This window comes from Lysobacter sp. OAE881 (assembly GCF_040546665.1).
In the GTDB taxonomy this organism is placed as follows: Bacteria; Pseudomonadota; Gammaproteobacteria; order Xanthomonadales; family Xanthomonadaceae; genus Lysobacter_J; species Lysobacter_J soli.
In genome coordinates, this window is record NZ_JBEPOG010000001.1 from 3,135,626 (window position 1) to 3,162,057 (window position 26,432).

27 protein-coding genes and 1 pseudogene are annotated in these 26,432 nt (G+C 68.6%); 16 read left to right on the top strand and 12 right to left on the bottom strand.

Annotated elements, in window-relative coordinates; genetic code table 11:
* The first annotated feature begins 91 nt into the window (after positions 1-91).
* The 4 genes and pseudogenes from ABIE51_RS14440 (at position 92) to aqpZ (ending at position 5,056) form a co-directional block, all read left to right on the top strand.
* Positions 92-2,515: a DEAD/DEAH box helicase gene (locus tag ABIE51_RS14440; protein ID WP_192631233.1), complete on the top strand. Its 2,424-nt coding sequence runs from the start codon at positions 92-94 to the stop codon at positions 2,513-2,515.
* A 47-nt stretch (positions 2,516-2,562) separates the two neighbouring features.
* A pseudogene (locus ABIE51_RS14445) lies at positions 2,563-3,384 on the top strand (ribonuclease H-like domain-containing protein); the annotation flags it as partial.
* 305 nt (positions 3,385-3,689) lie between these two features.
* The gene (locus ABIE51_RS14450; RefSeq protein WP_192631235.1) at positions 3,690-4,127 is read left to right on the top strand and encodes a hypothetical protein; all 438 of its coding nucleotides are present in this window, start codon (positions 3,690-3,692) and stop codon (positions 4,125-4,127) included.
* Positions 4,128-4,318: 191 nt separating this feature from the next.
* Positions 4,319-5,056: an aquaporin Z gene (gene aqpZ, locus ABIE51_RS14455; RefSeq protein WP_115842877.1), complete on the top strand. Its 738-nt coding sequence runs from the start codon at positions 4,319-4,321 to the stop codon at positions 5,054-5,056.
* A 71-nt stretch (positions 5,057-5,127) separates the two neighbouring features.
* On the opposite strand, the gene ABIE51_RS14460 is transcribed toward aqpZ, so the two are convergent.
* The 6 genes from ABIE51_RS14460 to ABIE51_RS14485 all read right to left on the bottom strand — a co-directional run bounded on the left by ABIE51_RS14460 (position 5,128) and on the right by ABIE51_RS14485 (position 12,043).
* Positions 5,128-5,448 (bottom strand): DUF3861 domain-containing protein, encoded by a 321-nt coding sequence (locus ABIE51_RS14460; protein ID WP_192631236.1) that lies wholly within the window; start codon positions 5,446-5,448, stop codon positions 5,128-5,130.
* Positions 5,448-6,299, bottom strand: a complete 852-nt coding sequence (locus ABIE51_RS14465; RefSeq protein WP_192631237.1) for a pirin family protein — start codon at positions 6,297-6,299, stop codon at positions 5,448-5,450. The genes ABIE51_RS14460 and ABIE51_RS14465 overlap by 1 nt, the downstream gene beginning before the upstream one ends.
* A gap of 558 nt (positions 6,300-6,857) precedes the next feature.
* Entirely contained in the window at positions 6,858-8,510 is a 1,653-nt protein-coding gene (locus ABIE51_RS14470; RefSeq protein WP_192631238.1) for a YadA family autotransporter adhesin, read from the bottom strand.
* A gap of 215 nt (positions 8,511-8,725) precedes the next feature.
* Complete coding sequence (rlmKL, locus tag ABIE51_RS14475; RefSeq protein WP_192631239.1) at positions 8,726-10,990, bottom strand: bifunctional 23S rRNA (guanine(2069)-N(7))-methyltransferase RlmK/23S rRNA (guanine(2445)-N(2))-methyltransferase RlmL; 2,265 nt, start codon at positions 10,988-10,990, stop codon at positions 8,726-8,728.
* A 10-nt stretch (positions 10,991-11,000) separates the two neighbouring features.
* Entirely contained in the window at positions 11,001-11,531 is a 531-nt protein-coding gene (locus tag ABIE51_RS14480; protein ID WP_192631240.1) for an alpha/beta hydrolase, read from the bottom strand.
* Positions 11,528-12,043: an MOSC domain-containing protein gene (locus tag ABIE51_RS14485; protein WP_192631241.1), complete on the bottom strand. Its 516-nt coding sequence runs from the start codon at positions 12,041-12,043 to the stop codon at positions 11,528-11,530. Before ABIE51_RS14485 ends, ABIE51_RS14480 begins: the two co-directional genes overlap by 4 nt.
* 107 nt (positions 12,044-12,150) lie before the next feature.
* Between ABIE51_RS14485 and ABIE51_RS14490 the strand changes: the two genes are divergently transcribed.
* The 3 genes from ABIE51_RS14490 (at position 12,151) to ABIE51_RS14500 (ending at position 14,926) form a co-directional block, all read left to right on the top strand.
* On the top strand, positions 12,151-12,723 hold the full coding sequence (locus ABIE51_RS14490; protein ID WP_192631242.1) for an N-acetylmuramoyl-L-alanine amidase: 573 nt from the start codon (positions 12,151-12,153) through the stop codon (positions 12,721-12,723).
* 432 nt (positions 12,724-13,155) lie between these two features.
* A complete protein-coding gene (tesB, locus tag ABIE51_RS14495; protein ID WP_157030738.1) occupies positions 13,156-14,067 on the top strand; it encodes an acyl-CoA thioesterase II in 912 nt (303 codons plus the stop codon).
* A gap of 1 nt (position 14,068) precedes the next feature.
* The gene (locus ABIE51_RS14500) at positions 14,069-14,926 is read left to right on the top strand and encodes a hypothetical protein (protein ID WP_192631243.1); all 858 of its coding nucleotides are present in this window, start codon (positions 14,069-14,071) and stop codon (positions 14,924-14,926) included.
* 291 nt (positions 14,927-15,217) lie between these two features.
* Here ABIE51_RS14500 and ABIE51_RS14505 read toward each other — a convergent pair whose 3' ends face one another.
* Positions 15,218-15,835 carry an EF-hand domain-containing protein gene (locus ABIE51_RS14505; RefSeq protein ID WP_192631244.1) on the bottom strand — a complete coding sequence of 206 codons (618 nt, stop codon included), beginning with the start codon at positions 15,833-15,835 and terminating at the stop codon, positions 15,218-15,220.
* A gap of 138 nt (positions 15,836-15,973) precedes the next feature.
* Here ABIE51_RS14505 and ABIE51_RS14510 point away from each other — a divergent pair, with 138 nt between their 5' ends.
* Together ABIE51_RS14510 and ABIE51_RS14515 are read left to right on the top strand one after the other, a co-directional pair.
* Positions 15,974-16,708: an arginyltransferase gene (locus ABIE51_RS14510; protein WP_115842866.1), complete on the top strand. Its 735-nt coding sequence runs from the start codon at positions 15,974-15,976 to the stop codon at positions 16,706-16,708.
* A 79-nt stretch (positions 16,709-16,787) separates the two neighbouring features.
* Positions 16,788-18,032 carry an endonuclease/exonuclease/phosphatase family protein gene (locus ABIE51_RS14515; RefSeq protein WP_192631245.1) on the top strand — a complete coding sequence of 415 codons (1,245 nt, stop codon included), beginning with the start codon at positions 16,788-16,790 and terminating at the stop codon, positions 18,030-18,032.
* Between the two features lie 344 nt (positions 18,033-18,376).
* Here ABIE51_RS14515 and ABIE51_RS14520 read toward each other — a convergent pair whose 3' ends face one another.
* Positions 18,377-18,829, bottom strand: a complete 453-nt coding sequence (locus ABIE51_RS14520) for a hypothetical protein (RefSeq protein ID WP_192631246.1) — start codon at positions 18,827-18,829, stop codon at positions 18,377-18,379.
* A gap of 9 nt (positions 18,830-18,838) precedes the next feature.
* Positions 18,839-20,038: a formate-dependent phosphoribosylglycinamide formyltransferase gene (gene purT, locus ABIE51_RS14525; RefSeq protein WP_192631247.1), complete on the bottom strand. Its 1,200-nt coding sequence runs from the start codon at positions 20,036-20,038 to the stop codon at positions 18,839-18,841.
* Between the two features lie 123 nt (positions 20,039-20,161).
* Between purT and ABIE51_RS14530 the strand changes: the two genes are divergently transcribed.
* The 7 genes from ABIE51_RS14530 (at position 20,162) to ABIE51_RS14560 (ending at position 24,746) form a co-directional block, all read left to right on the top strand.
* Positions 20,162-21,112, top strand: a complete 951-nt coding sequence (locus ABIE51_RS14530) for a hypothetical protein (RefSeq protein ID WP_192631248.1) — start codon at positions 20,162-20,164, stop codon at positions 21,110-21,112.
* 91 nt (positions 21,113-21,203) lie between these two features.
* On the top strand, positions 21,204-22,079 hold the full coding sequence (locus tag ABIE51_RS14535) for an SPFH domain-containing protein (RefSeq protein WP_192631249.1): 876 nt from the start codon (positions 21,204-21,206) through the stop codon (positions 22,077-22,079).
* Positions 22,079-22,372 carry a hypothetical protein gene (locus ABIE51_RS14540; RefSeq protein WP_192631250.1) on the top strand — a complete coding sequence of 98 codons (294 nt, stop codon included), beginning with the start codon at positions 22,079-22,081 and terminating at the stop codon, positions 22,370-22,372. The genes ABIE51_RS14535 and ABIE51_RS14540 overlap by 1 nt, the downstream gene beginning before the upstream one ends.
* A gap of 10 nt (positions 22,373-22,382) precedes the next feature.
* On the top strand, positions 22,383-22,583 hold the full coding sequence (locus tag ABIE51_RS14545) for a type II toxin-antitoxin system antitoxin (RefSeq protein WP_192631251.1): 201 nt from the start codon (positions 22,383-22,385) through the stop codon (positions 22,581-22,583).
* On the top strand, positions 22,580-22,756 hold the full coding sequence (locus ABIE51_RS14550) for a DUF4177 domain-containing protein (protein WP_233433586.1): 177 nt from the start codon (positions 22,580-22,582) through the stop codon (positions 22,754-22,756). The genes ABIE51_RS14545 and ABIE51_RS14550 overlap by 4 nt, the downstream gene beginning before the upstream one ends.
* Before the next feature lie 46 nt (positions 22,757-22,802).
* Positions 22,803-23,612, top strand: coding sequence for a M15 family metallopeptidase (locus ABIE51_RS14555; RefSeq protein WP_192631252.1), 810 nt, complete (start codon positions 22,803-22,805; stop codon positions 23,610-23,612).
* Positions 23,613-23,648: 36 nt separating this feature from the next.
* Positions 23,649-24,746, top strand: a complete 1,098-nt coding sequence (locus ABIE51_RS14560; RefSeq protein WP_192631253.1) for an acyltransferase family protein — start codon at positions 23,649-23,651, stop codon at positions 24,744-24,746.
* Here the strand turns inward: ABIE51_RS14560 and ABIE51_RS14565 are convergent.
* The 3 genes from ABIE51_RS14565 to ABIE51_RS14575 all read right to left on the bottom strand — a co-directional run bounded on the left by ABIE51_RS14565 (position 24,727) and on the right by ABIE51_RS14575 (position 26,299).
* A complete protein-coding gene (locus ABIE51_RS14565) occupies positions 24,727-25,119 on the bottom strand; it encodes a hypothetical protein (protein WP_157030750.1) in 393 nt (130 codons plus the stop codon). The two genes, ABIE51_RS14560 and ABIE51_RS14565, sit on opposite strands and share 20 nt — an antisense overlap.
* Positions 25,120-25,245: 126 nt before the next feature.
* Positions 25,246-25,920 carry a DNA-3-methyladenine glycosylase family protein gene (locus tag ABIE51_RS14570; RefSeq protein ID WP_354504382.1) on the bottom strand — a complete coding sequence of 225 codons (675 nt, stop codon included), beginning with the start codon at positions 25,918-25,920 and terminating at the stop codon, positions 25,246-25,248.
* A 1-nt stretch (position 25,921) separates the two neighbouring features.
* Positions 25,922-26,299: a DUF423 domain-containing protein gene (locus ABIE51_RS14575; protein ID WP_192631254.1), complete on the bottom strand. Its 378-nt coding sequence runs from the start codon at positions 26,297-26,299 to the stop codon at positions 25,922-25,924.
* Positions 26,300-26,432 lie beyond the last annotated feature (133 nt).

The following is a 26,432-nucleotide window of genomic DNA, read 5'->3' on the forward strand; positions in this document are numbered from 1 at the left end:
CACGCGCGAACTAGAACACCGAATCACGCAGTCTCACTCCGTGAGACCCGCGCGCCCTACAACGCCCTGCCCTTCCGCGAATCGAACCCGCATGAGCCAGCCGGCGCGCAGTCCGTCCGACCTCTCCGTCTTTCCCGAGGTCGCACGACCGCGACCCGCCGCCGACGGGCGCGCGCTCGCGCAGCGGCTGGAGAACAAGTACCTCTCGCGCATCACCGGCGTGCACACGGTGCCCGGCCGGCCCGAGCGCAGCGTGCCGATGCCGGACGACGTTCCCGCCGGGGTGGTGCAGGCGCTGGGCGCGCGCGGCATCGACCGCCTCTATTCGCACCAGGCCGAGGCGTGGCACGCGGTGCGGCGCGGCGAGGACGTGGTGATCGCCACCGCCACCGCGTCGGGCAAGAGCCTGTGCTACCTGCTTCCCGTGCTGGCCGCCGCATCGACGCAGCGTTCGAAGGCGCTGTTCCTGTTCCCGACCAAAGCCCTCGCGCAGGACCAGGTCGCCGAACTGCTCGAACTCAACGCCGCCGGCAACCTGGGCGTGCGCACCTTCACCTTCGACGGCGACACGCCGGGCGATGCGCGGCAGGCGATCCGCCTGCACGGCGACATCGTGGTGAGCAATCCCGACATGCTCCACCAGGGCATCCTGCCGCACCACACCAAATGGGCGCAGTTCTTCGAGAACCTGCGCTATGTGGTGATCGACGAAGTACACAGCTACCGCGGCGTGTTCGGTTCGCACGTGGCGAACGTGATCCGCCGCCTGCAGCGCATCTGCGCGTTTTACGGTTCGAAGCCGCAGTTCATCCTGTGCTCGGCGACGATCGGCAATCCGAAGGCGCACGCCGAAGCGCTGACCGAGCGCGACGTCACCGCCGTCACCGAATCCGGCGCGCCCAGCGGCGACAAGCACGTGCTGCTGTGGAACCCGCCGGTGGTCAATCCCGACCTCGGCCTGCGCGCGTCGGCCCGGTCGCAGAGCAACCTCATCGCGCGCCTGACCATCAAGGCCGGGTTGAAGACGCTGGTGTTCGCGCAGTCGCGATTGATGGTCGAAGTGCTGACCAAGTACCTCAAGGACGTCTTCGACAACGATCCGCGGAAGCCCGCGCGCATCCGCAGCTATCGCGGCGGCTATCTGCCGACCGAACGCCGCGAGACCGAACGCGCGATGCGCGCCGGCACCATCGACGGCATCGTGTCGACCTCCGCGCTGGAGCTCGGCGTGGACATCGGCGCGCTCGATGCAGTGGTGCTCAACGGCTATCCCGGATCGATCGCCGCGACGTGGCAGCGCTTCGGTCGTGCCGGCCGGCGCCAGCAGGCGTCGGTCGGCGTGCTGGTCGCCAGTTCCGATCCGCTCGATCAATACGTCATCCGGCATCCGGAGTTCTTCGCCAACGCCTCGCCCGAACACGCGCGCATCCACGCCGACCAGCCGGTGATCCTGCTCGACCACATCCGCTGCGCGGCGTTCGAGCTGCCGTTCCAGGCGCGCGAGCTGTTCGGCCCGGTCGATCCGCAGGTCTACCTACAACTACTTTCCGAAGACGGCGTGGTCCACAACGAGAACGACCGCTGGGAGTGGATCGCCGACAGCTATCCCGCCAACGCGGTGAGCCTGCGTTCGGTGGCCGACGGCAATTTCGTCGTGGTCGATCGCACCGAAGGCCGGCAGACGATCATCGCCGAAGTCGATTTCTCCTCCGCGCCGCTCACGCTGTACGAAGGCGCGATCTACATGGTGCAGGCCACGCCCTACCAGGTCGAAAAGCTCGACTGGGACGGCCGCAAGGCCTTCGTCACGCGCACGCACGTGGACTACTACACCGACGCGATCGACTACACCAAGCTGAAAGTGCTCGAACGTTTCGACGGTTCGCCCGCCGGTCGCGGCACCTGCCACCACGGCGAGGTGCACGTGGTGCGGCGCGTCGCCGGCTACAAGAAGATCCGCTACTACACGCACGAGAACATCGGCTACGGCCCGGTCACGTTGCCCGACCAGGAGCTGCATACGACGAGCGTGTGGTGGCAGCTTCCACCGGCCGTGCTGGAGTCGGAATTCGCGTCGAGGCAGGAAGCGCTCGACGGTTTCCTCGGCGCCGGCTATGCGCTGCATGTCGTCGCCAAGCTCGCGGTGATGGCCGAAGGCGTCGACCTGCAGAAGGCCGTCGGCGACGGCAACGGCGCGTGGTTCGCCAGCGCCGATGGACGCGGCCGTGGGCAGCTGCGCGGCGCGGGCGACGATGCGGCCACGCTGGAAGACGGCGAACGCTTCGTGCCCACCGTGTACCTCTACGACAACTACCCCGGCGGCGTGGGCCTGAGCGAACCGCTGCATTTCCGCCAGCGCGAACTCGTGCAGCGCGCGGTCGAACTGGTCGAACGCTGCGACTGCAAGGCCGGTTGCCCGGCGTGCGTGGGGCCGGTACTCGCGATGGACGAAGACGCGAGCGTCGCGCCGCGTGCGCTCGCGCTGCGCGTGCTGAAGGCGCTGGCACCGGCATGAGCCTGACCCTCGCGCGTCTCCAACAACTCAAGCGGCAGGCGGGCGCGGCGGCTCCCACGAAGCAGGTCGAGCCGGCGCACACACCGAGCATCGACGACCTGCGCCGCCACCTGCGGCGTCGCGCGCCGGAACCGGTGGCGCGCATCGCATCGAACGACCGCCACGTACCGGGCGTCGAGATCGCACCGGGCCTGCGACTGGTCGAAGCGCGATTGCCGTTCGCGCCACCGCAGACATGGATCGACGGCCGCTTCGATCGTCGCGATGCGCTCGATGCGCAGAACCTGATGTTCTTCGACACCGAAACCACGGGCCTGGCCGGCGGCAGCGGCACGCGCGCCTTCATGATCGGCGCCGCCGACTGGTTCGACGGCGCGCTGCGCGTGCGGCAGCTGCTGATCACGGCGATGTCCGGCGAAGCGGCGATGCTCGACGTCTTCCGGCAGTGGCTGCGTCCGGACACGACGCTGGTGAGCTACAACGGCAAGTGCTACGACGCACCGCTGCTCGCCACGCGTTTCCGGCTGAACCGCATGGGCACGCCACTGGCGGAGCTGTCGCATGTCGACCTGCTCTATCCCACGCGACGCCGCTATCGCGGCCGCTGGGAGAACTGCCGGCTGGCGACGATCGAACGTCGCGCGTTGAACGTCGTCCGCGAGGACGATCTGCCCGGCTCCGAAGCGCCCGCCGCATGGCTGTCGTACCTGCGTGGCGGTTCGGCGCTCAACCTGCGACGCGTGCTCGCCCACAACGATCGCGACGTGGCGACGCTGGCCGAACTGCTGCTGCATCTGTCGGAACTGACCGCCGCGGATATGGATGCCGCACAGGAGACACCGCTGCCGGCGGTGGAAGCCTGGACCTGATCGTCCGGGGCCTTCGGCCGCGCAAATGGTTTCGCGGGAAACCACCTGGACCGCCCGGAAGCCCCTGAAATCGGCCTTTTCCGCCCTTTCCGCCCCTCGGGACAGGGCCTCGGGCGACTCATAAGCCCGGGTGTTCGCCTATTAAGTCTGGTTATTTGTCAAGTGCCGTTTTCTGGACTATGTTCGATCCAGACCGGCCGATCCGTCACGTTTCGGCGGTCATACAGCAGTCCGCCACGGGCTGTTTCGTTGCATGGGGTGTAACGATCAACAGGGGGTTTGTCGTGAAGACGACGGCATGGCGTATGTCGGCCCTGCTCGTGCTCGCCGGTAGCTTCGGCGGTGCATACGCGCAGGAATCGCAGAATGGGGTCAGCTGCCCGCAGCTTCCGGCGAATTCGGGGCTGACGTGGGAATACAAGGCCACCGGCGGTTCGGACTTCTGCCGCGCGTTGCGTGCGGACGGCTCCGAAGCGTTCGGCCTGTACATCTCGCGCAAGGCGAACTTCGAGCCCAAGCGCGGCAACCGCGCCGAAGAAGCGGTGATCGATGGGCAGAGCGTGTATTGGTACAAGGGCGAACTGGCGACCAAGCCGGACATGCAGGTCCGCGAGACGCTCGTGCAGCTGCCCGACGGTCGCGTCGCGCACATCTGGTTGCAGGCAGCGGTGCCGGACCTGGCCCCGACCTTGAACCAGGCGCAGTCGATGCGCTTTCCCGCCACGCGCCTGACCAGCAACTGACGTCTCCGGGCGAGCCGGACGGCTCATCCGCCCGCGATGCCGGGCGGAGCGCCGTCAATCGGCTTGCGCGTGCAATCAGCTTCTTTCGCAGTTACCGTCGCTCCTGCCGCTCCTAAGATCCGAGCCCGTTTTGCCTGCGAAAACGCAGCGCAGCACGGTTTCCCTCAATCCCTGGGCAGGAGAAGTGCAACATGATCAGGAAGCTTGCGGCCGAATTCATCGGCACGTTCTGGTTGGTCCTTGGTGGCTGCGGCAGTGCGGTACTGGCAGCCAATTTCGGCGGTGACGGCAATCCCCTCGGCATCGGCCTGCTCGGCGTCTCGCTGGCGTTCGGCCTGACGGTGCTCACCGGCGCGTATGCGCTGGGCCACATTTCCGGTGGCCATTTCAATCCGGCGGTGAGTTTCGGGCTGTGGGCCGGCGGCCGCTTCCCGGCGCGCGAACTGGTGCCCTACATCATCGCCCAGGTGCTGGGCGGCATCTTCGCCGGCTTCATCCTGTTCCACATCGCACGCGGCACGCCGGGCTTCGCGATCGATCCGAACGCGGCCGGCGCCTTCGCCAGCAACGGCTACGGTTCGCATTCGCCGGGGGGCTACAGCATCAACGCGGCGTTCCTGACGGAAATCGTGATGACCGCGATGTTCCTGGTGGTGATCCTCGGCGCCACGCACGTGCGCGCGCCGGTGGGCTTCGCGCCGATCGCGATCGGCCTGGCGCTCACGCTGATCCACCTGATCAGCATCCCGGTGACCAATACCTCGGTGAACCCGGCGCGCTCGACGGGCGTGGCGCTGTTCGCAGGTCCTGTCGCGATGTCGCAGCTGTGGCTGTTCTGGGTCGCGCCGATCGCAGGCGGCCTGCTCGGCGGCGTGATCTACCGCTGGCTCGGCCAGTACGGCCCGGACGTCACCGGCACGCAGCGCTGATCGCACGCGCCCTCGTCGAAACGAAAAGGCCACGCGAAAGCGTGGCCTTTTTTGTGCGCCGATATCGCGACTCAAGCGTCAGGATTCGAACGCGCAGCGCCTTGCGCCTTCAACTGCTTGATGAAATCGCCGATCGGCGCCTTCAGCTGCTGCAGCAGCGGATCGTCGCGATTGCGCAGCACCGCTTCGCTCAGCAATTTCAGGCCGATGGCGAACGCCGCCGCTTCGTCTTCGCTGCCGAAACGGCCGCTGGCGCGTTGCAGTTCGACGATTCGGAACAGGTCGTCGTGGTTGCCATCCTCGAAGCTCAGCGTGCCGCGCAGCGGCTGGTCCTCGCGCGGGGTGGCGAGGTGTTCGACGGTGATGCGGTAGCGGTGTTCGCGAACGGCCATCAGAAGCGTCCCTCCTGGAAATCGACGAAGGCCTGCATGATCTGCTCCTTCGTGTTCATCACGAACGGGCCGTAACGCGCGACCGGTTCGCGCAGCGGCCGGCCGGCGACCAGGATCACGCGAAGCCCGCCCTCGCCCGCCGTGAGGCGCACCGTGCGGCCGCCGACGAGCACCGCAATTTCCTGCGAGGCGATCGCCCGCGACTGCGCGCCTTCACCGATCGAGCCGCCGCCTTCGAATGCATACGCGAAGGCGTTGTGGCCTTCGGGCAGGTCGTGGTCCCAGGTCGTGTTCGGGGCGAGTTCGATGTCGAGGTAGACCGGATCGGTCGCCGGCTGGCGGATGGGCCCGGCCACGTCGCCGACGCGTCCGGCGATCACCTTCACGCGCACGCCGTCAGCGGCCTGCAACTGCGGAATGCGGTCGGGCGCGAATTCCTGGTACTGCGGCTGGCTCATCTTCTCCGCCGCGGGCAGGTTCACCCACAGCTGGAAACCACGCATGCGGCCCTCCTGCTGCTCGGGCATTTCCGAATGCACCAGGCCGCGGCCGGCGGTCATCCACTGCACGCTGCCGGGGACGAGCACGCCTTCGTTGCCGTGGTTGTCCTTGTGGCGCATGCGACCGTCGAGCATGTACGTGACGGTCTCGAAGCCGCGATGCGGATGCTCCGGGAAGCCGGCGAGGTAATCCTCGGGCTGGTCGGTCCCGAACTCGTCCAGCATCAGGAACGGATCGAGCATCTCCAGCTGCGGCGTGCCGATCACGCGCGTCAGGCGCACGCCGGCGCCGTCCGAGGCGGGCATGCCGCGCAGGGTGCGGCCGATGTGGGCGAAGTCGGTGCTGTTCATGGGGAATCTCCAATGTCGCTTCCGACAATGTCGTGCCATGGCCGCGTCGCGGCCAGTGCCGTGGGTGGAACGGTCCATGTTCCGGAGCCTTCTGCCCGGCACGCCGAGCCAGGAGCTCGGGACGTGGAGCGTTTTGCTCGACGCGCCGAGCTGTGAGCTCGGAACGCGAGGCTTTTTGCTCGACGCGCCGGGTTCAGAGCTCGGGACGCGAGGCTTTCTGCTCGACGCGCCGGGCTCGGAGCTCGGAACGCGAGGCTTTTTGCTCGACGCGCCGGGTTCAGAGCTCGGGACGCGAGGTTTTCTGCTCGACGCGCCGGGCTCGGAGCTCGGAACGCGAGGCTTCTTGCTCGACGCGCCGGGCTCGGAGCTCGCTGCGCGAGGCCTTTCGCTCGAAGCGCCGAGCTTGGAGCTCGTAACGCGAGGCTTCTTGCTCGAAGCGTCGAGCTTGGAGCTCGGGCCGCGAGGCTTTCTGCTCGACGCGGCGAGCTCGGTGCTTCGCACCCCTCCCCAACCCTCCCCTGCGCGCAGTGGAGGGAGAGAGAACTCGCCTACGTGCTGTTACCACCCGATGCCGATGCCCGCGCCGGCCGACTGCTCGCTTCCACTGAACGCCGCGCCCAGCGAGAAGGACACGTTCGGCTTCAGCTGGCGCTGGTAGCCGACCGCGAGCGCCTCCTGCCCTTCCGAATAACCGGCGCCCACGGACACGCGGTTCGTCGTCTGGATGTTCGCCGCGCTGGACGCCATGTGGATCATCGCGGCGTTCATCGCGCCGTGCCGGCTGATGCGGCGGTCCGTCTGGCGGAATTCGTCCTCGACCTGCCCGCGCAGGTCTTCGATCGCCTGCATCGGCACCGCCACGATCTCGCTGACGCGCTGGTCGGTGTAGGCGTTCGCCTGGTTCAGCGTCGTCACCGACTGCGCCTGCATCTGCCGCACGTTCACCGCGTCGGTGCCGGATGAACCGTCGGCGACGTTCGCCACCTGCCGCTCCGCGCCCGCCGCGCCGACCGACACGGTGTTCGCGCGATCGGCCACCGAATTGGCGCCGAGCGCCACGCTGTTGTTCGCGCTCGCCTGTGCGTTGCTGCCCGCGGCGACCGAGTTGCTGCCGGTCGCGCTCGCCGGCGTGGCGTCCTGTGCGGTGAAGCGCGCATCGCTCCCGCCGCCTCCGCCGCCCTGCGTGTCGAGGAACTGCAACGCCGACGCGACGTCGTTGAACACGTTCCCGCGCAGCACGAACTGCGGCGCCTGCAGCACGCCGCCATTGACCAGCGAGCCGTCGCCCACCAGCGCACTGCTCACGCCCGACAGCGCACCGTACAGTTGCCCGCCGTTGATCGCCTCGGTGCTGCCCGCGGCGACGAGACCGTCGCCGAGGTTCACGATGCGGTTCGGCCCCGCGCCCAGGTGGTTCGCGCTGAACGCACCGGCGCCCGGGTCCCACAACAACGCGTCGCCGGCAGACACCTGCACCGCGCGAAGTTGCGCGACGTTGACTGCGTCAGTGTCCTCGCTGCCGGCGGCGACGTGGGTCAGCTTGCGGTTGCCCGAAAATCCACCAATGGAGACTTCGCCGACCGAGGTTTGTGGCGCGGCCAGGCCGAACGCGGCATAGCCGGTCTGCGCGCCGACGGTCGTGGTCGACAGCAGGCCAAGTGCCACCGATCCGTCATGGGATACGTGGGTGCTGGCGCCTAACGCGAGGCTGCCGGTTCCGAGCGCCTGCGCGGTGGTACCCAGGGCGATGGCCGATTCCTGTTCCGACAACGCGTCGCGACCGATCGCGATTCCCACGTTCGCATTCACGCCAACACGCGAACGCTGGCCTATGGCGATACCACTGGTTGCCACGGCGATCGCTTCGTGGCCCATCGCCACGCTCTCGTCGCCGTTGGCGATGGCCACGTGCCCGACCGCCACCGAACTCGCGCCGGTCGCAAGCGTGTCCAGGCCGAGCCCGCTTGCGCCGGTGGCGTTGGCGATGGTGTTGAAACCGGCGGCGAGCGAGAGCGTTGCCAGCGCCTGCGCCTGCGTGCCGAGCGCCACCGCGTTGTCCGCGCCTGCCGTCGCGCCGGTGCCGCAGACGAACGCGCCGGTGCCGACGGCGATGACCGTCTGTCCGGTGGGACCGCTACACGCTTCCTGTGCCCGCGCGCGATCCGGAAGCCAGGCGCCGATGCAGGCCGCGAGCAGGACGAGGCACTTCACGGCCGGTCGCAGTGGACGCGGCGGTGCGGTTCGAAGGCGGATCTGGCGCGCTCCCGAGGCAATCGGCGCCGACGGATGGCGGCGTCGCCGAAGTCCCGCGCGCGCGCATCACCACGCGGTCGCGCGCCTGACGTTCGAGCGGGCTGAGCTTTACGCCTGCGCCCGTTCAATGCCGATGAAGGACGCTGGCCGACGCGAGCGCTTCGTCGCCGCGCCTACCTGCGCGTGATGCGCCAGCAGCGATGGATGCGCGCGTCGCGCTCGAAATCGGGCGGGATCGTGCGGGCGCTGATGTCCTCGACCTTCGCAAATTCCGCAACGCTCGCCTCGTCCAGGCGGAAGCGGCGGAAGTTGTTCGAGAAATACAGCACGCCGTCGTCGGCCAGGCGCGCGACCGCCGCGCGCAGCAGGCGCACGTGCTGCGCCTGCACGTCGAAGTCCTGCGCGCGCTTGGAGTTGGAGAACGTCGGCGGGTCGCAGAAGATCAGGTCGTACTGGTGCGTGTCCGCTTCCAGCCACGTCAGCGCGTCGGCCTGCACGAGGCGATGGCGCGTGCCGCCGATGTCGTTCTGGCGCAGGTTGTCGGCGCACCACTCCAGGTACGTCGCCGACAAATCCACCGTCGTGGTCAGGCGCGCGCCACCGACGGCCGCGTGCACCGTCGCCGCGCCCGTATAACCAAACAGATTGAGGAAACGCGTGTCGTGCGCTTCCTCCGCGATGCGCAGGCGCATCGGGCGATGATCGAGGAACAGGCCGGTGTCGAGGTAATCGAACAGGTTCACGCGCAGCAGCACGTCGCCTTCGCGCACGGTGACGAACTCGCCGCGCGAATCCATCGCACCGTACTTGCTTCCACCCTTGCCGCGTGCACGCGTCTTCAGTGCCACGTTCTCGCGCGGCACGTTGAAGACGTCGCGCGCGGCGGCCAGCAGTTCGTTGAGGCGGCGGCGCTGGATGTTCTCCGGGATTTCCTGCGGCGCGGCGTATTCCTGCACGTGCAGGAACGTGCGCGGGTTCTGCTCGTGCGTGGTGTAGACGTCAATCGCCGCGGCGTACTCCGGGATATCCGCGTCGTACGCGCGATAGCACGTGACGCCTTCGCGTTCGCGCCAGCGCTTGAGCTTGTGCAGGTTCTTGCGCAGGCGGTTGGCGACCATCTGCGCGCCTTCCGACAGCGTGGGCGCCACTTCCGCGCCGGTTTCGTCGGTACGACGACGCTGCGCGGGCGCGACGGGATCGCACACGATCAGCGTGCACTCGATCGCGCCGTTGAACACCTGGTACTTCTTCTGCGCGCGAAGACCGGTGGCGAAGGCGAGTTCCGCATCGCCGCACAGCAGGCTCGCGCGCCACTGCGGCACGGCGCGCTTGAGCGCGTCGCCGAGCGCGCGGTACAGCGCGGGATCGGCGTGCAGCCGGGCGTCGTAGGGCGGGTTGCAGACGACCAGGCCGTTTGCGTCACCGCCGCTTTGCTGTTGCTCGTCATTCCCGCGAAAGCGGGAATCCATGGACGTTGCTTCGTCGATGGAAGTCACTGGGTTCCCGCTTTCGCGGGAACGACGCGCAAAGTCGGGCGCATGGTCGAGCGAACGGATGTCGCCGACGTGGAAATCGATCAGGCCGGCCAGGCCCGCCAGCACCGCGTTGTCCTGTGCGGCGCGGACCGCGTGCGGGTCGGTGTCGCGGCCGAAGAACGCCGAGCGCAGCGCATTCATGCCGGCCGCCTCGCGTTTGCGCGCGTCGTCGACCAACCCGTTCCATGCGGCGATGTCGAAACCGCGCCAGCGCGTGGGCGTTTCGTTCCCGTGACGCTGCAATCCCGGCGCGACGTCGGCGGCCATCAGCGCACCTTCGATCAGCAGCGTGCCGCTGCCGCACATCGGATCCAGCAGCGATCCGCCTTCGGCATACACCTTCGTCCACTGCCCGCGCATCAGCACGGCGGCGGCGAGGTTTTCCTTCAGCGGCGCTTCGCCCTGCTTCGTGCGCCAGCCGCGGCGGTGCATCGGCCCGCCGGACAGGTCGATCGACACGATCGCGCGTCCCTTGCGCAGCACGAGGTTCACGCGCAGGTCGGGCGATTCGACATCGACGTCGGGCCGCGTGCCGGTTTTCGCGCGCATGACGTCGACGATGCCGTCCTTCACGCGCTGCGCGGCGTAGCGCGCGTGCGTGATGGCTTCACCGGACACGTGCGCATCGACGGCGACGGTGTGGTGCGGCTCGAGATGCTTCGACCAGTCGATCGCGGCGACGCCGGCGTAAAGCGCGTGTTCGTCGGGGCAGTCGAACTCGTCGATCGGCCACAGCACGCGGCTGGCCAGGCGCGACCACAGCACGGCGCGCTGCGCGTCGGCGAGCGTGCCTTCGGCGTTGACGCCGGCGATGGCCGCGGTGGCGCGCGTGCAGCCCAGCGCGGCCAGCTCGTCGGCGAGCAGGTATTCCAGGCCTTTGCCGCAGCTGGCGAAGAACTTCATGTACGTAATCTCAGAGCGATGCGAGCAGCGAGGCGAACGCGTCCGCGCTCGCTTCGACGTGGTTGGAAAGGCGGTGGTTGTCGTCCACCAGCAGCAGCCGCGCACTGCGCGCGTAGGCCCAGGCGACGACTTCGGCCGGCGCGATGAGTTCATCGTTCCAGCCGTGGATGATCGAGGTCGGCACGTTCGCGGCGGTCAGGCGCGGCGCCTTGCCCATGCTGACCGGCGGCGCCATCAGGAACAGGCCGAGCGTGTCCACCTTCAGCGACACCAGGCCGGAGATGTAAGCGCCCAGGCTCGACCCGGCGAGCACCACCGGACCACGCGACGCGGCGGCCTGCGCGAGGCCGAGCAGGCGATCGACGCGTGCGTACACGTCGCCGACTTCGCTCACCTCGCGCTTGGCGTCCAGATCGGTGTAGTCGGGGCGCTCGTGGGTCCAGCCCAGGCGCTCGGCGGCCAGCGCGAGCGCGGTGACCTTGGTGGCGTCCGGACCGCTCTCGAATCCGTGGGAGAGGATGCAGTGTCCGCGAGTGCTCATGCGTTGGAGTCTGTGATGGGAAGGGCGACGACGGTGTCGCCGCGGCGGATCGTGCCGCCTTGCAGGATGCGCGCGCACAGGCCGCCGTGGCCGCGCATCGCGTTGTATCCGCCGGGCCCGAGCAGGGCCTCCATGAGCGAGCACGGATCGCACGACTCGGTGCCTTCCAGCACGACCTCGCCGACGCGGAAACGCCGACCCTTCAGCGCGATCAGCGGGATCCCCGAGACGACGAGGTTGCGTCGCAGCGTCGCCGGTTCGACCGATGCGTGGCCCGAGAGCGTGGCGATCACCGGCAGATGCTCGGCCTGGATCAGCGTGATGCCGCGCTTGCCGCTGCCGCCCTTGTAGCGATCGCCGGTGAGGCCGGCGCCGTTGGTGGCCACGACCTGGTCGACTTCGGACATGGGAGCGCCGCGAGTCGGGCGCAGGCCGATCCAGTCCACCGTGCCGGTTTGCGGCAGCGTGGCCATCAGTTTGCCCAGCTCGGAGTCGGGCGGCGGGAGTTTCATGGGCGGTTCCGTCCGGGGGTCGGACCGCGACGGGCGCGGGCGGGGATGGGGTCGCAGAAGCGGCGCCGCGCCTGGCGCGCGGGAGGCGAATGGTAGCATCCGGCCCCATGTCGACCGCCCCTCCGGCCCCGTCCATCGCCTTCGATCCGCTGCCCTACCAGGAGCGGCTGGACGCGCGGGCGCTCGACGCGATCGACCTGGTGGTCATCCACTGCACCGAGCTGCCGGACCTGGCGATGGCGCGGCGTTTCGGCGAGGAAGTGCTGTACGAGACCTCGCTTACCGGCAACAGCGGCCACTTCTACATCGACCGCGACGGCAGCGTGCACCAGTACGTCGCGCTCGACCGCATCGCCCACCACGTGCGTGGCCACAACACGCGCGCGGTCGGGATCGAACTGGTGAACCGCGGGCGTTATCCCGACTGGCTGGCGGCGTCGCACCAGGCGATGGACGAGGCGTACACGCCGGCGCAGATCGACGCGCTGATCGCGCTGCTGCGCTGGCTGGAAGTCGAGCTGCCGTCGCTGCGGACGATCGCCGGCCACGAAGACCTGGACACCACGCAGGTGCGCGCGACGGACGATCCGGACGTGCTGGTGTACCGCAAGCGCGACCCGGGGCCGCTGTTTCCGTGGGATCGCGTGATGGGGGCGGTGGGGTTGGTGCGGGTGCCTTAGGGGCTCCAGGTCGCCGTCGTCCCTGATCGGATCGTCATCCCGGCGAAAGCCGGGACCCAGGCAGCGCTTGGGCACTCCCGGGTTGGCAAAACCACCTGGTCGTCATTCCAGCGAAAGCTGAAATCCATCTGCTTCTGCGCTCAAGACTCGAACCAGCAGCGCTGTACGGCAAGGTTCGTTCACCGGTGCGGCTTCGTTGCCCCTCACCCCAACCCCTCTCCCGTGGGGAGAGGGGCTCAAAGCGCCGTCATTCCAGCGAAAGCTGGAATCCATTTTGATTTTCGAGCTGGACGAAGGATCGCGAGCGCGAGCGTTGTCGCGCGTGCCGACCCTCACCCCAACCCCTCTCCCGCAGGGAGAGGGCTCAAGGTCCGGAAAGGCCTTCCGACACGCGCGGTTATACTTTCGTCCCGCCCCCGACAAAGCCTGCGCATGACCTCGCCCGCCAACGAGCAAGTCGTTCACGAACTGGTCGAACTGCTCTCGCTGGAGCGGCTGGAGGACAACCTCTTCCGCGGGCAAAGCCGCGACATCGGCACCAAGTACGTGTTCGGCGGGCAGGTGCTCGGGCAGGCGCTGTCGGCGGCGCAGGCGACGATGCAGGCGCCGCGCGGCGCGCATTCGCTGCATGCCTACTTCCTGCGCGCCGGCGACATCGCCGCGCCGATCGTCTACCAGATCGACCGCACCCGCGACGGCGGCAGCTTCTCCGTGCGCCGCGTCACCGCGATCCAGCACGGCGAAGTGATCTTCTTCATGGCCGCCTCGTTCCAGCAGACCGAGGACGCCGCCGAGCACCAGTTGTCGATGCCCGAAGTCCCCAAGCCCGAGGACATCGACCCGGCGCCGGCCCTTCCCGAGCACGTCATGGCGACGCTGCCGACCAAGGTGCAGCGCTGGCTGTCGCGCAAGGGACCGTTCGAACTGCGCCACGTGTATCCGCGCGACGAGCTCAATCCGCCCAAGCGCCCGCCGTACCAGCAGTTCTGGTTCCGCCTGACCGAGCGTGTCGGCGACGCGCCGGAACTGCATCGCGCCCTGCTCGCCTACGCGTCCGATTTCCACCTGCTCGGCACGGCGACGTTCCCGCACGGCGTGAGCTACTACCAGCCGAACGTGCAGATGGCCTCGCTCGACCATGCGCTGTGGTTCCACCGCCCGTTCCGCGCGGACGAATGGCTGCTGTATTCGATGGACAGCCCCACCGTGCAGAGCAGTCGCGGCCTCGCGCGCGGGCAGATCTTCGATCGCGCCGGCCACCTGGTCGCGAGCACCGCGCAGGAAGGTTTGATCCGCGTGGTGAAGGACGCCGCCGCGGCCTCGCACGTACCGGCGAAGGAATGACATGAGGCAGGTCTTCAGCAGCCAGCGCCTGGAAAACGTCGAGACCGTCGCGCAGATGCTGCGCGACGCGGACATCGAGGTGCGCATCACCAACGGGCGCTCGTACAAGGGCGGACGCCGAGGCACCTTCAGTTACAGCGAAAGCGACGCGGGCGGCCCGAAGCCCGCGGTGTGGGTCGTGCGTTCGGACGATACGGTGAAGGCGCGCCAGATCCTGCGCGAAGCCGGCCTGCTGGAATCCACGCGCGAAAGCTTCGCCGGCCCGAGTTTCCGCCTCAATTCCGACCCGACGCCGGCTCAGGCGAAGTCGCAGTCGCGCGCGTTGCGTTTCAAGCTGGTGCTGATCGCCGGCATCGTGATCGTCGGCGCGCTGGCGATTCGCCACGCGGTGAAGCTCGACATCGCGGGCGAGGCGCTGAAGACGCATCCGCTCGACGGCACGACCGCGCAGATCCCCCAGCCGCTGGCGGCGGCGGTGTTCACGCAGGAATTGCCGAAGACGCGCATCGACGTGGTGTGCCTGTCGATCGACGGCACCGACGCCTCACCGGAACTGGTGCAGGCGATGCAGCCGCTGTTGCTGCAGCCGCGACGCCGCGACGTCGTTCCGGCATCGCAATGCATCCGCAACGCGAACGACGACGTCGGCAGCAGCCAGCGCGGCACGGGCAAGCCGGCGGTGATCGTCGACGTGCACGCTTTCCGTCCGACCGCGCGCGACGACGATGGCAACGTGACGGGCACGCTGGAAATCACGGCCTACCACCACCGGCTGTCGGGTTCGTACAAGACGCTGGAAGTGAAGCAGACCGAAAGCGGCTGGCAGGTGGGACGGACGTTGAAGCACGTGGCGATGTGAGTGGGGGTTGCGAAAGCCGTCATCCCGGCGAAAGCCGGGACCCAGGCCCGTAACTCTTGGGAACGCCGGTGACGACGAACCGTGTCGCCGTCATTCCGGCGAAAGCTGGAATCCATCTTCGACCTTCAATCCGACAGGTCGGCTGGTCGATCAAGAAGCATTACGAGCGCGCGCGTGATCGCGCGCCCCGACCCTCACCCCAACCCCTCTCCCGCTGGGAGAGGGGCTAAAAGCGTCGTGGTCTGAAACTGCTGTGCGCCGTGACGGGCACAACCTCAACTACCGATCAGATCAACGCTTCGGCGGCGCCAGGTCCGCACGCGTCAGGAAGCCGTCGCGGTCTTCGTCCATGAAGGCGAACGACTTCTCCAGGCGCGGCATCTTCTCGCTGACTTCCACGCGGCTCAGCTTGCCGTCCTTGTTGAGATCGGCAGCGGCGAAGCGTTCCTCGGCGCGCTTGGCGCGTTCGGCTTCGTGCTGCGGACGCATGCGTTCGTGGTAGCGGGTGAGTTCGCTGCGGACGATGTAACCGTCGCGGTTGCTGTCGATCTCGGCGAACTTCTCGCCGATGAAGCGCAGCGAGCCGGCTTCGGTACGGCTGATGCGGCCGTCGCCGTCGGCATCGGCCTTCACGATGCGATCCATGCCGCCGCCGTGGCGGCCGTGGCCGCCCTTGCGGTGGTGCGGGCGTTCGGACGCGTCGAGCTTGCCGTCGCGATTCTTGTCGAGCTGGTCGAACGAGGCGGCCAGGCGCGGATGGGCGGCGGCTTCGGTGCGATCGATCACGCCGTCGTTGTTGAGGTCGATCTTCTGACGCGTGGCGCCCGACTGCGGCGCGGCGATGGCGGCGCCTGCGACGGTCGCGGCGACGGCGGTGGCGAGCAGGACGGACAGGGTCGTGCGGGTCATGGCAAAGCTCCTGGGGGCGGCACCGGATGGGGCCGATGTCAGGTCAACGCGCGCCGCGACTGCAGGTTGACGTCGCGCCTGCCGCGTTCAGTCGCACGACAGCGTTGTCCTCACGTGCGGCGGCGCTATGCTGCGTGCATGGGCACCGAACCGCAGGACAGCGACGACCTGCGCCTGTTCCACACGGGCGAACACGCATGCGGCTACTGGCCGGAGCGGGCCGCGCGCGACCTGGTGCTGGACCCGCGCGATCCCCGCCTGCGCCACTGGTATCCGCATGCGCTGAGCTGGGGTTTCCGCCGCTCCGGCGACATCGTCTATCGCCCGCATTGCGCCGGCTGCCGCGCCTGCGTGGCCGTGCGCATCCCCGTCGACCGCTTCGTGCCCGACCGCAGCCAGCGCCGCTGCCTCACGCGAAATGCCAATGTCGAGATGCGCGTGCTGCCCGCGCATCGCACGGCCGAACAGCTCGCGCTGTACCGTCGCTACCTCGCCTCGCGCCACGCCGGCGGCGGGATGGACGGACACGGTGCGTCGGAGTTCGACCAGTTCCTGATCGGCAGCTGGAGCGAAGGCCGTTTCCTCGAACTGCGCGAACCCTCGCGGCAGGGTCCGGGACGCCTGCTCGCCGTGGCCGTCACCGATTGCACGGACGTCTCGCTGTCGGCCGTCTACACCTTCTACGAGCCCGACCAGGCCGACCGCGGACTGGGCACGCTGGCGATCCTGCGGCAGATCGAGTGGGCCCGGCGCGAGCGCCGTCGCCACGTGTACCTCGGCTACTGGATCGAAGGCCATCCGAAGATGGACTACAAGCGGCGTTTCCGTCCGCTGGAAGCCTTCGACGGCCGGCAGTGGCACGACCTGCCCTGAACGCCGGCTCCGCGCATCCGCCCGCACAACCGCCACGCGCTGTCATCCGGCGTGCGCGGACGCATGACAGAATCGCGCGATGTCCAGACTCCCTCTCCTCCTTGCCGCGCCGCTGGCGCTTCTGCTTTCGGCCTGCACGCAGGTCAACGTCAAGGGCGATCCCGAAGCGTGGGCGCGTGCGATGAGCGCGGACACGACGCTCCGCGTGGCGACGTACAACACGTCGCTCTACGACGACGAGACCGGCGGGCTCATTCGGCGACTCGAATCCGGCGACGGCGGCGCGCGCAAGATCGCGGCCGTGCTGCAGCGCGTGCGTCCGGACCTGGTGCTGCTCAACGAGTTCGATTTCGACGAGCAGGGTCGCGCGGCTGATCTGTTCCAGCAGCACTATCTGGAAATCGCGCAACCCGGCGGCGGCGATCCGCTGCGCTATCCGTACCGCTACCTCGCACCGGTGAACACCGGCGTGCCCAGCGGCCTGGACCTGGATCGCAACGGCACGGCGGGCGGCGAAGGACGCAATCGCGGCAACGACGCGTGGGGCTACGGCCTGCATCCGGGGCAATACGGCATGCTCGTGCTGTCGAAGTATCCGATCGACGCCGGACAGGTGCGCACATTCCAGAAGCTGAAGTGGAGCGCGATGCCCGGCGCGCGCATGCCGGTCGATCCGAAGGCGAATGCGCCGTGGTATCCGGCAGAGATCTGGTCGCAGCTGCGGCTATCGTCCAAATCGCATTGGGACGTGCCAGTGCGCACGCCGTCGGGCGTGGTGCATTTCCTCGTCTCGCATCCGACGCCGCCGGTGTTCGATGGTCCGGAGGACCGCAACGGCGCGCGCAACGCGGACGAGATCCGGTTGTGGTCGGAATACCTGTCGGACGGCGCGAAACCGTGGCTTTGCGACGATCGCGGCCGTTGCGGCGGTTTGGCGTCCAATGCACGCTTCGTGATCGCGGGCGATCTCAACAACGATCCCGTCGATGGCGATGGCCGACACGAAGCGATCGTCGAACTGCTCGAACATCCGCGCGTGCTTCGCTACGCCACGCCGCGCAGTGTCGGCGCGGCGGAAAAGACCGCGCAGTACGCGGCGGCGGGCATCGTCCACCGCGGCGCGCCGGAACACGCGACGGGCGACTTCGGCCCGAAGGCCGGCACGATGCGGCTGGATTACGTCCTGCCCTCGGTGGGTTTCGCGCTGAAGGACAGCGGCGTGTTCTGGCCGTCGTCCACTTCGCAGGACGCCGCGATCGCCGATGGCAGCGATCATCATCTGGTGTGGGTGGATCTGGACGCGGCGGTTTCGAAGCAGCGGTGATGCTGCTTCGTATGACGCTGCTTCGTTGATGCTGCGGCTGTTTTGGTTCGCCGTGCGTTGATGGTTCGTCATCCCGGCGAAAGCCGGGATCCAGGCCCGAAGCGCTTGGGAACTCCATCGCCGGCGAACCATTAGGTCGTCATTCCAGCGGAAGCTGGAATCCATTTTGCTTCTTCATTCACGCAGAGCAACACCGCAGCGCTGTACGGCACGGCCCGTTCACCGACGCGGCTTCGTTACCCCTCACCCCAACCCCTCTCCCGATGGGAGAGGGGCTAAGCGCCGACCGTCACGCGCCGTCATCTAGCCAGCGTTCGCCCCCGCTGGCTCGCAGGCGCGCAGCGTCACCCCTCAGGCGGCAGCTTCGTGTCCGGTGTCGGCAACTTACCGAGCGTCGGCGGCGCTACATCGATCTTCGGCTCCACGAAGCCCGCCGGAATCGGCGGCGCGCCCGACGCAAGTGGTGCAGGCGGCAGGACCGTCGACGCACCCGGCTCCGGCGCATACACGCGCGGGCCGAAGCCGAAGGCCGCATCGCTGCGCGCCGACACGATCATGCGCACCATGCCGGTGGGGATCATCAGTTCGATCTCGACGTCATGCCCGTCGTCCCCGCGACCGTGCAGCGTCATGTCGATCAGCGCGCCGCCGGTGTCGATCGCGCTGCACAGCACGTGCGGGCCGTGCGGGCCGTCGTGCAGGTACGGGCGGATCGCTTCGCCCAGGATCTCCAGCGCCTGCGGGTACAGGAACACCGCATAGCCCTGGAAGCGGTCGCGCTTGCTGTCTTCGGCCATGGCCAGCCCTCAGCGCAGTTCGAAGGTGAGCGCGGCTGCCGCATCGCGGGCGCGCTGGCGGGCGTTCTCGATGTCCTCGCCGAGCGCCAGCGTGACGGCGACGCGGCGATGGCCTTCCACGCGCGGTTTGCCGAACAGGCGAAGCTGCGTGTCGGCCTGCTCCAGCGCCTTGTCCACATCGGAAAACACCGGCACGCCGTGCCCGTGCGCGAGCACCGCGCAGGACGCCGCGGCGCCGTATTGGCGGATCGCGGGGATCGGCAGGCCGAGGATCGCCCGCGCATGCAGCGCGAATTCGCTCAGGTCCTGCGAGATCAGCGTGACCAGGCCCGTGTCGTGCGGGCGCGGCGACACTTCGCTGAACCACACCTCGTCGCCCTTCACGAACAGTTCGACGCCGAACACGCCCCAGCCGCCGAGGTCGTCGGTGATCGCACGCGCGATCTCCTGCGAACGCTCCAGCGCGCGCGGCGACATCGCCTGCGGCTGCCAGCTTTCGCGGTAGTCGCCGTCGCGCTGCAGGTGGCCGATCGGCGCGCAGAACGTGGTGCCGCCGGCGTGGCGCACGGTCAGCAGGGTGATCTCATACTCGAAATCGATGAAGCCTTCGACGATCACGCGCCCCGCGCCGGCGCGACCGCCGGTCTGCGCGTACTCCCACGCCTGGTCGATGTCGGCCTGCGAGCGGACCAGGCTCTGGCCCTTGCCGGAGGACGACATCACCGGCTTCACCACGCACGGCACGCCGATTTCGGCCACGGCGGCGCGGTAATCCTCCAGCGTGTCGACGAAACGGTAGGGCGAAGTCGGCAGGCCGAGCGTTTCCGCGGCGAGACGGCGGATGCCTTCGCGATCCATCGTCAGGCGCGCGGCGCGGGCGGTCGGGATCACGCGCACGTCGCTGCCGCGTGCTTCGAACTCGCGTTCCAGCTCGACGAGCGTCTGCGTGTGGATCGCCTCGATCTCCGGGACGATCAGGTGCGGACGCTCCAGCGCGACCAGCGCGCGCACGGCGGCACCGTCGAGCATGTCGAGCACGTGGCTGCGATGGGCGACCTGCATGGCCGGCGCGTCGGCGTAGCGGTCGGCGGCGATCACTTCGACGCCGAAACGCTGCAGCTCGATCGCCACTTCCTTGCCCAGTTCGCCCGAGCCGAGCAGGAGCACGCGGAAACCGTGCGGGGACAAGGGCGTGCCGATGGTGACCATGCGCAATCCGTGGGGGCTGGAGAAGACGGCCAGTGTACCGGGCGCATCAACGCGACGATCCGCCGGCCGGCGCTCTCGGCGGCGCGAACGAGCCGCTTCGGGCTGTCGGCGCGCAGCGTTGGCATGCGATCCTTGACCGCGATGCCCGGCCCCCACCCGCGCAACCTGGTTCGATGGATGGTCGTCGCGCTCGCGATGACGCTTTCGGCGTGCTCGCGCGAAGCCGAAGCGCCGCGCCCGGTCGAGCACGGCACGCGCCTGGCCGGCGTGTTGCTCGACCCGCAGATGGACGAGATCAGCGGACTGGCGGCCTCGCGTCGCCATCGCGACGTGCTGTGGATGCACGACGACGGCGGCAATCCCGAGCGGCTGTTCGCCGTGAGCACGAACGGCACGCGCCTGGCGACGCTGCGCGTGGAAGGCGTGACCAAGACCGACTGGGAAGACATCGCCTCGTTCGAACTCGACGGCAAAGCGTACCTGCTGATCGCCGACACCGGCGACAACGGCGGGCTTCGGCGCAGCCTGCAGCTGCACGTGATCGAGGAGCCGGCGAAGCTGGAGAACGCGCGCCTGCGTCCGGCGTGGTCGATCGCCTTCCGCTGGCCCGACGGTCCACGCGACTGCGAGGCCGTCGCCGTCGATGCCGAACGCGAGCAGGTGCTGCTGATCTCGAAGAAGCGCCAGCCGCCGGAGTTGTTCTCGCTGCCGCTGCGGCCCACGACCGGCACGGCGTTGCAGACGGCGCAGAAACTGGGGCCGCTCGCCGGCGTGCCGCAGCCGTCCGCCGAAGCGCTGACCCGCAGCCCGCAGCGCGCGCGCCTGGACAGCCAGGTCACCGCCGCCGACATCTCGCCCGACCACCGCACGATGGCGGTGATGACCTACCGCTGGCTGCTGCTCTACCCGCGCCTGGGCGACGAAGGCTGGGGCGAGGCGGTCTCGCGCGCGCCGCGCTTCCAGCCGCTGCCGTGGCTGCCGCAGGCCGAAGCGCTGGGCTGGAGCGCCGACGGCACCGCGCTTTACGCCACCGGCGAGTTCATCCCGGCCCCGCTCTACCGGATCGTCCCCTGACGCCGCTCGTCGGACGGGCGCGCCGGCGCGATTGCGCAACCTGATATCTTTTTGATATCACATTCTCCATCGACGAATGGAGATCGCCCCGATGAAAGAGAACCCGATCCGCTCCCTGCCCGGGATCCCGGTCCTGCTGATCCTGCTCATCCTCCTGGCCACGGCCGGCTGGATGCTGCTGACCGGCCTGGGCGTCGCCGGCGACGACCCCTCGGGCACGCGCGTCGCCTGGGGCCTGCTTCTTGGGCTGGCGAGCTTCGTCTGCCTGTTCGGCCTGTACATGGTCGAACCCAACAAGGCCGCAGTGCTGAGCCTGTTCGGCAAGTACATCGGCACCGTCAAGGAAAACGGCCTGCGCTGGAACAACCCCTTCTACGCGAAGAAGAAGGTCAGCCAGCGCGTGCGCAACTTCGAAAGCGGCAAGCTCAAGGTCAACGAACTGGACGGCAGCCCGATCGAGATCGCCGCCGTCATCGTCTGGCAGGTCATCGACAGCGCCGAAGCCGTCTACAACGTCGACGACTACGAGAGCTTCGTGCACATCCAGTCCGAATCGGCGCTGCGCGCGATGGCGACCAGCTATCCGTACGACCAGCACGAGGAAGGCCAGCTCGCGCTGCGCAGCCATGCGGCGGAAATCAGCCAGCACCTGCAGGACGAACTGGCCGAGCGCCTGGCCGACGCTGGCGTGCGCGTGGTCGACGCGCGCATCAGCCACCTCGCCTACGCACCGGAAATCGCCCAGGCGATGCTCCAGCGCCAGCAGGCCAACGCGATCATCGCCGCGCGCACGCGGATCGTCGCCGGCGCCGTCGGCATGGTCGAGATGGCGCTGGCCGAGCTGCAGAAGAACGGCGTCGTCGAACTGGACGAGGAGCGCAAGGCGCACATGGTCAGCAACCTGCTGGTCGTGCTGTGCGGCGAGCGCGGCACGCAGCCGATAGTCAACACAGGCACGCTGTACTGATGGCGATGATCGATTACGTGATTCCCGCCGTACTGGCGGTCAGCAGCCTTCCGGCGTTCATCGCGGCGTCGCTGATGTCGCGCGGCCGCCCGCCGGGCGCACCGCGGCCGCCGCTGGCGGTGGTCATGCGGCTGGTGGGCATGGCGATCGTCGCCGGCGCGCTCGGCCTGCTGTGGGCAGGCGAGGACGGCACGCGCCGGCTGGCGGTGATCGTCGCGATGGTCGTGGCGGTGAACGGGCTCGGGCTGGTGCTGCTGTTCAAGCTCGGCCGCGGCCGTTCCGGGCCGCGCTGACGGAGGCCCGGTGAGCGAGAAGAAAGCCTTCCCGCTGCGCATCAGCGCCGACGTGCTCGCCGCAGCGCAGCGCTGGGCGGACGACGAGCTGCGCAGCGTGAACGCGCAGATCGAATACGTGCTGCGCGACGCGCTGCGCAAGGCGGGGCGGCTGCCGGGGCATACTTCCGCACAGGAATCCGACCCCGCATCCGACGAGGAATCGACGTGAACCAGTGGACGTACCACGTGTTGGAAATCGTGCCGCGCATGCTTGGCCCGGCTGTCAGCGAGCGGCTGCAGGAAGAACTGAACCGCCTGGGCGAGGACGGCTGGGAGCTGGTCAGCGTGATGCCAGTGACGCCGTTCGACCACCTGCGCGCCGTGCTGAAGCGTCCGGCCTGACGCACTGCCGGGTGCGCCTTCGCACCCGCCCCGCTACCCTGTCCCGATGCGCGCGCCCGTTCCCCTGAAGACCGCCCTGGTCAACACGTCCCGGATCGAGATCTGGCCGGCCGGGCTGCTGCGCGCGCGCAGCAACTTCGACGCACGCGCCCTCGCGCGCGCGCGCCACGTGCTGCGTCGCAAATGCGACGGCCAGTACCTCGCCGCCGACCTTCCCGAAGGCCTGCTCGCGCTGGTGCCGCGCCTGCGCGCCGAGCCCGGCCTGGACGAAGCACTGGACCTGCTCGATGCCGCGCCGGCGCATCGTCGCGTGGGGCTGGAGCACGTGCGCGACCTGCCGCTCGACCGGCTGGAAGAACGACTCCAGCAGCTTGGCCTGGACCACGCTTACGCCGAGCGCACCGGGCTGGAACTGGTCGCCGAACCCGACTGGCTCGCCTTCGCCGGGTTCGATCGCTATCGCCGCCCGCTGTGGCTGCACGTCGAAGCCGCGCGAGCCTGGACGCACATGCGCGAGGCGGCGCTGCACGACAACGTGGTGCTGGAAGCGATCTCCGGCTACCGCAGCCACGACTACCAGCTGGGCATTTTCGAACGCAAGCTCGCACGCGGACTAAGCGTCGAGGACATCCTCACCGTCAACGCGGCGCCGGGTTACAGCGAACACCATTCCGGCCTCGCGCTGGACATCGGCGCGCCGGACGAGCCGCCCGCCGAGGAATCATTCGAACACACGCGCGCCTTCGCCTGGCTGCGCGACAACGCCGGCGGTTACGGCTTCGCCATGACCTACCCGCGCGACAACCCGCACGGCATCGTCTACGAACCGTGGCACTGGGCATTCCGGACCGCGTGACGCGGCACGGCCGAACCATCCTTCCCTTTCCCTTAGATGCCCACGCCCTTCCGTTCGCTCGCCGACGGCGCCTCTCAGCGCGACAACAACTTCAACCTGATGCGCCTGTTCGCCGCGTGGCTGGTGATCTACGGCCATTCGTACGCGGTGACGGCATCGCCGGGACCCGACCTGATCCAGCAGGTGGTTCAGATCCGCTTCGCCGGCGCTGTCGCGGTGGACATGTTCTTCCTGATCAGCGGCTTCCTCATCGCCGCGAGTTTCGAGCGCAACCGCCTGCGCGACTACCTCGCCGCGCGCGCGTTGCGCATCTTCCCGGCGCTGATCGTCTGCGTGTCGCTGAGCGTGTTCGTGCTGGGCGCGCTGCTGACGACCTCGCCGGACTACTGGCAGTCGCCGCAGACGTGGAAGTACCTGCTGCGCAACATCACGCTCGACAAGGCGCAGTATTTCCTGCCGGGCGTGTTCGAGGACCTGCCCAGCAAGGCGATCAACGGGTCGATCTGGTCGCTGCCGGTGGAATTCCGCCTGTACCTGCTGCTGGCCGCGCTGGGCATGGCGCGACTGCTGCGTGGCTGGCGCTACAACACGCTGGCCGTGGTCGGTCTGGTGGCCGGTTTCATGTTCATCGACGTCGCTGCCCTGGCGCCGTGGAAGGTCTCGAACCTCTGGTGCCAGGCGTTCTTCGCGATGGGTGTGTTCGCCTGGGTAAACCGCGCGCGCATTCCGCTGACCTGGCCGCTGCTGGTGGTTGCGCTCGGCGCGGCGGCGGTGATGCGCGGCACGACGTATTTCTACATCGCCTATTTCATCGCGCTGTCGTACACGACGTTCTTCGTCGCCTACGTGCCGAAGCTGCCGCGGCTCCGGCACCACGACATCTCCTACGGCCTTTACCTGTACGGCTGGCCGTCGCAGCAGCTGGTGCTGCATGTCGCGCCCGGAAGCGGGCCGCTGTTCAACACGTTCTGGGCAACGCTGCTCGCCGGCACGCTCGCCGCGCTGTCATGGCGTTTCGTCGAACGGCCGGCGTTGCGGTTCAAGCGCAGGCGCGCGCCGGCGCCCGTCGCGCCGGACGTCGCGCCGGACGTCGTGCCCGAGTCGATGCCGGTCGCTATTCGCGATCCAGCGTGATGCGCACGCCGGCGACGGTCTTCTGGGTGATGGTCAGGTCGAAGTTCGAACCGCCGGTGCGCTTTTTCACCAGCACGTCCTCGCCGTCGTCGACCTCGATCTTGTAGCGGTCGCCGAGCTTGGCGCGCAGCGTGTCGCGGATCAGGCGCGCGATGTGGTTCTCGCCGGCGTCCTTCGGCACCTGCACGGTGACGTCGACAGGCGCGGCGTCCGTCGGGGCGATGCGGAAGGCGACGACGCCGTCGCTGTCGGCATCGCTGCTGACCTGGATGCGCCACTTGTTCGACGGAGCCGCCTGCGCGAGCGCGCATGCGCAAAGCAGGACGACGAGAGACACGGCGCGGATGAAGCCGGAGCGTTGGAGCGATCGCATGACGAACCTCCTTCTGTGGACAGCGGGTGGACGGCGCGCGCTGGCCGTCGGCGCTTCGAATCTAGGCACGCTCCCCGTCATGCCGGCGTCGCGGTCGCGCCGCGCGCTTGGCAGCCGTCGGGGTGCTCAGTCCTGCGAACGCTTCGTGGGCGCTTTCGCGGCCGCGGCGAAGTCCGCGATCCGCCACAGGTAGAGGCTGGCGTAGGTGCGGTACGGACCCCAGCGTTCGCCGGTTTCGGCCAGTACCTTCGGCGTGGGCATTTCCTCCAGCGCGTCGACGCGCTGGGCGCCCTTGCGGATGCCGAGGTCGTCGGTGGGCAGCACGTCGGGCCGACCCAGGCGGAACATCAGCATCATCTCGACCGTCCACCGGCCGATGCCGCGCACCGGGACCAGCGCCTGCACGATGGCGTCGTTGTCCATGACGCTCATGCGGCGAAGGTCGGGGATCTCGCCCCGTGCTTCGCGCGCCGCGAGATCGCGAAGCGCCAGCGTTTTGTTGCCCGACACCCCGCACGCGCGAAGGCCCGCATCGTCGATGCGCGCCAGCGTGTCGGCGTGGAAGCGCGTGGCGCCGATCGCCGTTTCCACGCGGCCCACGATCGTCGCCGCGGCCTTGCCGCTGAGCTGCTGGTAGAGGATCGCGCGAGCAAGGGCGTCGACCGGATCGAAGGGTTTGCGCCAGCGCGGATCCGGTTCGATGGGGCCGATCTTCTTCATCCAGCGCGCGAGCTTCCGGTCGCGCCTGACCAGGTGCGCATGCGCTGCGTCGGTATCGAATCCTCGCGAGAAACGGGGCACGTCAGCGCCTCAGCGCGTCGACGGCGTAGAGCACCCACGCCAGGATCATCATGCTGCCCCCGATGGGCGCGAACCGCGTCGTCATGCCGGACAGCACCGCACCGGCGAGGCTGCCGGAAAACACCAGCGTGCCCAGCAGCAGCAACACCAGCGCCAGCGTGCGGAACATGCGCGGGCGGCGCGGCACGAGCGCCGCCATTGCGATGCCATGCCCGAAGGCGAACAACGCGGCGCTGTGCAGGCGCTGCACGTCCTCGCCCTGCGCGGCATGGGCGGCATAGGCCGACAGCGCGACCGCCGCGGCCGCCAGCAGTGCGCCCGCGGCGGCGAGCAGGCGCGCCGGCAGCGGCAGATGGTGCGTGCTCGGGTAGAGGCTCATGCAGGTCGTCCCTTGCGCGAAGTCGGCACGATAGCGCCTGTTCGCGCGAGACTCCAAACCGTGCGGCCGTGCATGGCCCATTCGCAGTGCGAAACGCGGGCACAAAAAAACGCGCCGCGGAATCCGCGGCGCG

What these genes read in the sequence shown, in the direction of transcription:
- ABIE51_RS14540 (WP_192631250.1), top strand. Translation starts at nt 22,079, where the DNA reads ATGGCGATGATCGATTACGTGATTCCCGCCGTACTGGCGGTCAGCAGC.
- ABIE51_RS14485 (WP_192631241.1), bottom strand. Translation starts at nt 12,043, where the DNA reads ATGAAACTCCCGCCGCCCGACTCCGAGCTGGGCAAACTGATGGCCACG.
- ABIE51_RS14555 (WP_192631252.1), top strand. Translation starts at nt 22,803, where the DNA reads ATGCGCGCGCCCGTTCCCCTGAAGACCGCCCTGGTCAACACGTCCCGG.
- ABIE51_RS14465 (WP_192631237.1), bottom strand. Translation starts at nt 6,299, where the DNA reads ATGAACAGCACCGACTTCGCCCACATCGGCCGCACCCTGCGCGGCATG.
- ABIE51_RS14440 (WP_192631233.1), top strand. Translation starts at nt 92, where the DNA reads ATGAGCCAGCCGGCGCGCAGTCCGTCCGACCTCTCCGTCTTTCCCGAG.
- ABIE51_RS14460 (WP_192631236.1), bottom strand. Translation starts at nt 5,448, where the DNA reads ATGGCCGTTCGCGAACACCGCTACCGCATCACCGTCGAACACCTCGCC.
- tesB (WP_157030738.1), top strand. Translation starts at nt 13,156, where the DNA reads ATGACCTCGCCCGCCAACGAGCAAGTCGTTCACGAACTGGTCGAACTG.
- ABIE51_RS14535 (WP_192631249.1), top strand. Translation starts at nt 21,204, where the DNA reads ATGAAAGAGAACCCGATCCGCTCCCTGCCCGGGATCCCGGTCCTGCTG.
- ABIE51_RS14450 (WP_192631235.1), top strand. Translation starts at nt 3,690, where the DNA reads ATGTCGGCCCTGCTCGTGCTCGCCGGTAGCTTCGGCGGTGCATACGCG.
- ABIE51_RS14520 (WP_192631246.1), bottom strand. Translation starts at nt 18,829, where the DNA reads ATGGCCGAAGACAGCAAGCGCGACCGCTTCCAGGGCTATGCGGTGTTC.
- ABIE51_RS14575 (WP_192631254.1), bottom strand. Translation starts at nt 26,299, where the DNA reads ATGAGCCTCTACCCGAGCACGCACCATCTGCCGCTGCCGGCGCGCCTG.
- rlmKL (WP_192631239.1), bottom strand. Translation starts at nt 10,990, where the DNA reads ATGAAGTTCTTCGCCAGCTGCGGCAAAGGCCTGGAATACCTGCTCGCC.
- ABIE51_RS14530 (WP_192631248.1), top strand. Translation starts at nt 20,162, where the DNA reads ATGCGATCCTTGACCGCGATGCCCGGCCCCCACCCGCGCAACCTGGTT.
- ABIE51_RS14490 (WP_192631242.1), top strand. Translation starts at nt 12,151, where the DNA reads ATGTCGACCGCCCCTCCGGCCCCGTCCATCGCCTTCGATCCGCTGCCC.
- ABIE51_RS14500 (WP_192631243.1), top strand. Translation starts at nt 14,069, where the DNA reads ATGAGGCAGGTCTTCAGCAGCCAGCGCCTGGAAAACGTCGAGACCGTC.
- ABIE51_RS14480 (WP_192631240.1), bottom strand. Translation starts at nt 11,531, where the DNA reads ATGAGCACTCGCGGACACTGCATCCTCTCCCACGGATTCGAGAGCGGT.
- aqpZ (WP_115842877.1), top strand. Translation starts at nt 4,319, where the DNA reads ATGATCAGGAAGCTTGCGGCCGAATTCATCGGCACGTTCTGGTTGGTC.
- ABIE51_RS14515 (WP_192631245.1), top strand. Translation starts at nt 16,788, where the DNA reads ATGTCCAGACTCCCTCTCCTCCTTGCCGCGCCGCTGGCGCTTCTGCTT.
- ABIE51_RS14560 (WP_192631253.1), top strand. Translation starts at nt 23,649, where the DNA reads ATGCCCACGCCCTTCCGTTCGCTCGCCGACGGCGCCTCTCAGCGCGAC.
- ABIE51_RS14510 (WP_115842866.1), top strand. Translation starts at nt 15,974, where the DNA reads ATGGGCACCGAACCGCAGGACAGCGACGACCTGCGCCTGTTCCACACG.
- ABIE51_RS14565 (WP_157030750.1), bottom strand. Translation starts at nt 25,119, where the DNA reads ATGCGATCGCTCCAACGCTCCGGCTTCATCCGCGCCGTGTCTCTCGTC.
- ABIE51_RS14505 (WP_192631244.1), bottom strand. Translation starts at nt 15,835, where the DNA reads ATGACCCGCACGACCCTGTCCGTCCTGCTCGCCACCGCCGTCGCCGCG.
- purT (WP_192631247.1), bottom strand. Translation starts at nt 20,038, where the DNA reads ATGGTCACCATCGGCACGCCCTTGTCCCCGCACGGTTTCCGCGTGCTC.